We start from the raw sequence: 4559 nt of genomic DNA on the forward strand, positions 1-4559 counted from the left end.
ACCGGACAGTGGTTTGCCCAGCCGGCGTTCAAGGCGTCGATGGCGCTGCTGCTGGCGCTGGCGGCGGCCGCGCATCCGGTTGTTCGCGAGCGGCGCTGGCTGATGCTGGCGCTGGTGTTCTCGGCGATCGGCGACGCGCTGCTGGCCGTTCCGTGGTGGACGCCGTCTTTTGTATTCGGGCTGGCCTCATTTCTGTTGGCGCACGTGTGTTTTCTCGGCGCGCTGCTGCCGTTGGCGCGGCAGTCGGATCGGTCGCGGCCCCGTTGGATCGTCGTGGGGTTGACGTGTGCCGCGTGTGTGGGGCTGTTGGTGTGGTTCTGGCCGCAGCTGGGTCGCGACCGTCTGACCATTCCGGTCACGGTGTACATGGCCGTGCTGGCCGCCATGGTGTGTGCGGCGCTGCTGGCACGGCTGCCCACGCGGTGGACGGCGGTCGGCGCGGTGTGCTTCGCGGGCTCGGACGCGATGATCGGCATCGGCCGATTCGTGCTGGGCAGCGAGGCATTGGCGGTGCCGATCTGGTGGGCATACGCGGCCGCCCAGGTCCTGATCACGGCGGGCTTTTTCTTCGGTCGGGTGTCGACCGTCTCTGCTACACCTGGCGATTGACATCCTCCCCGCCCTAAAGGGCGGAGATTCCCGGCTCGGCGAGCACTCGGACCTCGAGGAGATCTGAATGTCTGACCGCTTCAGCACCGGCAGGGTTGAGACCAGCCCTGTCCAGAATGACTCTGGCAGCGTTTCGGTCGCGATCCTCGATTATTCCGCAGGACTCGCAGACGAACACCCGTTCCGACAGCGCCAAACGGAACTTGGCTCTCGCACCGCAACCGCTGCACGTCATCGTCGTCTGGGCGGGCGCCACCAACACCACCTTCCGGCCCGCCCGCTGCGCATACTCAATCAACACCGCCTTGGTGGCGCCGACGATGCCGTCGGCGGATTTGCGCGCCATACGCGACTTACCCAAAAACTGTGGTTTGAAGTCCTCGACGGCCAATGCGCCATGGTTGGCGACGACTTTGGTGGCCCACTTTCGCGCTGTGTGTTGCCGCTGTCGTGCGACCTTCTTGTACAGCTTGGCGACGGCGCGTTTCGCTTTGAGGTGGCCCTGGGACGCCGGTTGGCCGCCGGACGGCCTGCGCCGAGCCATGTTTCGCTGCCGGCGCGCAAGCTCTGCGCTGGAACGCTTGCCGTATTCCGGATGCGGCAAGTCGTATTCCGGGTCAGTGGTCGTTGCGCCCGCGCGCACTCCCCAGTCGATTCCGATGGTCCGCTCGCAGACCGGCAGCGCCGCGTCGTCACGGCGTACCACGAAACTTGCGTACCAATGCCCGATGCTGTCTCGATAGACACGCACACTGCTCGGATCGCACGGCAGTTCCCGCGACCACACCACCGGAATGGACAGGCCGCCAGCCAAACACAAGCGGCCGTCTTTCACAGCGAATCCCCGCCTGGTGTAGTTCAGGCTTGGCAGAGTGCGCTTGGCGGACTTGAACTTGCGGCGCCCCTTACCCTTCGCGCGCTTGGCGCGGAAGTTGCGCAGCATTTGCTGCTGCGTAACGACCGAACCCTCCCGCAGCCACTCATGCTCGCGCCGCCAGCCCGTAACCGTATCGTCACCGATCCACTCACCGGACTCGTTAAGCCGCTCGACCGCTTGATTCCACACCCACCGGCAGCGGTCCCACTCTCCCAGCAAGGCCGCAAGCGCGGTTGCGCCGGGGCGCAACCTGTATCGATAGCGGACGACGGTCATGCGGCGAACGCTACCGTCGCAGTACGACAACACCGCGCGTTCCTGCCCGGCCTGAAGGCCGAGGCTTCCTGGGCGGTAAACAGGTGACCCCGCGGACCCGGCAGCCCGCTGCATTCGAGCCGATAGCTCGGGTGCTGCCGATGTTGTCGGTGCCGCATCTGGACCGCGAATTCGACTACCTGGTGTCCGAGGAGCAATCCGACGATGCCCAGCCCGGTGTGCGGGTGCGGCTGCGCTTCCACGGCCGACTGGTCGACGGGTTCATTCTGGAGCGCCGCACCGAGACCGATCACGTCGGCAAGCTGGCCTGGCTGGACCGGGTGGTGTCCGCCGAGGCGGTGCTCACCCCGGAGATCCGTCGGCTGGTCGACGCCGTCGCCGCGCGCTACGCCGGCACCCGCGCCGACGTGCTACGGCTGGCCCTCCCGCCTCGGCACGCCAAGGTGGAGCGTGAAAACCACACGGCGCCTGAGCTTTCCGCTGTATCCGCCGTGGACCCGACGGGGTGGGAGGCCTATGGCAGCGGTGGGCAATTCCTGACCGCGCTGGCGGAGTCGCGGGCAGCCCGCGCGGTGTGGCAGGCGCTGCCCGGCGACGTGTGGGCCGATCGCTTCGCCGAGGCCGCGGCGCAGACCGTGCGGACCGGGCGCGCGGTCTTGGCGGTCGTGCCGGATCAGCGCGACGTGGACACGTTGTTTCGGGCCGTGACGGCGTTGCTCGACGAAGCGGGGGTGGTGGCGTTGTCGGCGGGCTTGGGTCCGGCCGCGCGGTACCGGCGCTGGCTGGCCGCGCTGCGGGGCAGCGCACGGCTGGTGATCGGCACCCGGAGCGCAGTGTTCGCGCCGATCAGCGACCTCGGCCTGGTCATGGTGTGGGACGACGGCGACGACACGCTGTCCGAGCCGCGGGCCCCCTACCCGCATGCGCGCGAGGTGGCGATGCTGCGTGCCCACCAGATGCGTTGCGCGGCGCTGATCGGGGGATACGCCCGTACCGCTGAAGCTCATGCGCTGGTGCGCAGCGGCTGGGCGCACGACCTGGTCGCGACCCGGCCGGTGGTGCGCGCCCGCTCGCCGCGGGTGGTGGCCCTCGACGACGGTGGCTACGCCGACGAACGCGATCCGGCGGCGCGCACCGCACGGTTGCCGTCGGTGGCGCTGCGCGCCGCCCGCTCGGCATTGCAGGCCGAGGCGCCGGTGCTGGTGCAGGTGCCACGGCGCGGTTACGTGCCCTCGCTGGCCTGCGCACGTTGCCGGGCGATTGCCCGCTGCCGTCAATGCACCGGCCCGCTGTCGCTGGACGACCGCGATGGCACGGCCCCGGTATGCCGCTGGTGTGGCCGGGCCGACCCCGCACTGCGCTGCGGCCGCTGCGGGTCGGACGCGGTGCGCGCAGTCGTGGTGGGTGCTCGGCGCACCGCCGAAGAACTGGGCCGCGCCTTTCCCGGCACGACGGTGATCACCTCGGCAGGCGAAGCGATGGTGTCCGACGTCGACGATCGTCCAGCTTTGGTGGTGGCTACGCCCGGTGCTGAACCCCGCGCGGTCGGCGGCTACGGGGCGGCCCTGTTGCTGGACAGCTGGGCGCTGCTCGGGCGTCAGGATCTCCGCGCGGCCGAGGACACCCTGCGGCGGTGGATGGCCGCAGCCGCGTTGGTGTGGCCCCGCGATAACGGTGGGGTAGTGGTGGTCGTGGCCGAATCATCAATTCCCACAGTGCAATCGCTGATCCGCTGGGATCCGGTCGGCCATGCAGAGGCCGAGTTGGCCGCGCGCACCGAAGTCGCGTTACCGCCGAGTGTGCACATGGCCGCCCTCGACGGTCCCGGCGAGGCGGTGACGGGGTTGCTCGAGGAAATCCGGCTGCCGGACAGCGCCGAGCTGCTGGGACCGGTGCCGTTGCCGGCGGGTGCACGAAGGCCGCCCGGGATAGCGGCCGAGGTGCCGGTGAGCCGGATGCTGGTGCGGGTGCGCCGCGAGCAGGGCCTGGCCTTGGCGGCTGCGTTGCGCCGCGGGGTCGCCGTGGTCAGCGCCCGGCAAGTCCACGAGGCGGTCCGGGTGCAGATCGACCCCCTGCACATCGGCTAGGCGACTGCTCGCTACTCGGCCGCGCAGCGTGTGTCGGTGAGCGAAGTCCACGTATTCCGTGCGACGATGCGAAGACTGGCCGAGCGCCAACGACGCCCACCGGTCTTTCTTTCCCGTCGAGGGAGGTCAGTTATGGCAACGATTGCGGATACCACACGAATCGGGCGCTGCCTGATTTTCGCGCGTGAGCACCTCAAGCAGGCCCGAGCCGCCGGTGACGAGGTCCGGGCCATGCAGTGGCATTCGGTCATGGACGAGTTCATCGACGCGTGGCCGCGGTCGGCGTGATCATCGATCCCGTCCACTGCACCGAGATCGGCTGTGCCTGTCCAGGCAATCGATGGTGGACCGGCTGGGTCGGGCCTCGTGAAATCCATATCGTGCCCATCGACGATCTACAGCCGCACAATGTCGAAGAATGCGCGTGCGATCCTCAGATCACGTTGCATGTCGCGGGTGATGGTTACGCGTCATGGCGGGTGACTCATGACAGCTTCGACCGCCGCGAACTGATTGAGCACGCGTACTAGCCGGGGCTGAGTCCAGGTGTGGCGGGCCGCTTCCCGAGCAAGCTGCGCGTCCACGCGTAGATCACGGCTCACAAATCAGCGCAATCTAGGGTGGAGCCGGGAATGCGCCGACATTTTGTCCCGGGGTGAAGCCCGATCGACAGGAGCCAATGCAGTGAAGCGGACAGCAATCGGCGGCGC

At 68.5% G+C, this 4559-nt stretch carries 5 protein-coding genes; 4 read left to right on the forward strand and 1 reads right to left on the reverse strand.

Annotated elements, in window-relative coordinates; all coding sequences use genetic code 11:
• A partial coding sequence (locus VGH54_RS13485) for a lysoplasmalogenase (protein ID WP_331512518.1) occupies nucleotides 1-609 on the forward strand: 609 nt, incomplete at its 5' end.
• 13 nt (nucleotides 610-622) lie between these two features.
• Here the strand turns inward: VGH54_RS13485 and VGH54_RS13490 are convergent.
• Nucleotides 623-1762: a transposase gene (locus tag VGH54_RS13490; protein ID WP_331512519.1), complete on the reverse strand. Its 1140-nt coding sequence runs from the start codon at nucleotides 1760-1762 to the stop codon at nucleotides 623-625.
• A 140-nt stretch (nucleotides 1763-1902) separates the two neighbouring features.
• Here VGH54_RS13490 and VGH54_RS13495 point away from each other — a divergent pair, with 140 nt between their 5' ends.
• From VGH54_RS13495 to VGH54_RS13505, 3 genes are all read left to right on the forward strand, one after another.
• Nucleotides 1903-3849, forward strand: coding sequence for a primosomal protein N' (locus tag VGH54_RS13495; RefSeq protein WP_331512522.1), 1947 nt, complete (start codon nucleotides 1903-1905; stop codon nucleotides 3847-3849).
• A gap of 132 nt (nucleotides 3850-3981) precedes the next feature.
• Nucleotides 3982-4137 (forward strand): hypothetical protein, encoded by a 156-nt coding sequence (locus VGH54_RS13500; RefSeq protein WP_331512520.1) that lies wholly within the window; start codon nucleotides 3982-3984, stop codon nucleotides 4135-4137.
• Nucleotides 4119-4379, forward strand: a complete 261-nt coding sequence (locus VGH54_RS13505) for a hypothetical protein (RefSeq protein ID WP_331512521.1) — start codon at nucleotides 4119-4121, stop codon at nucleotides 4377-4379. Before VGH54_RS13500 ends, VGH54_RS13505 begins: the two co-directional genes overlap by 19 nt.
• The last annotated feature ends 180 nt before the right edge of the window (nucleotides 4380-4559 follow it).

It is taken from the genome of Mycobacterium sp. (assembly GCF_036488105.1).
In the GTDB taxonomy this organism is placed as follows: Bacteria; Actinomycetota; Actinomycetes; order Mycobacteriales; family Mycobacteriaceae; genus Mycobacterium.

Excerpts from the sequence above, each read along its gene's own strand:
- VGH54_RS13490 (WP_331512519.1), bottom strand. The coding sequence starts at position 1,762 with ATGACCGTCGTCCGCTATCGATACAGGTTGCGCCCCGGCGCAACCGCG.
- VGH54_RS13495 (WP_331512522.1), top strand. The coding sequence starts at position 1,903 with ATGTTGTCGGTGCCGCATCTGGACCGCGAATTCGACTACCTGGTGTCC.
- VGH54_RS13500 (WP_331512520.1), top strand. The coding sequence starts at position 3,982 with ATGGCAACGATTGCGGATACCACACGAATCGGGCGCTGCCTGATTTTC.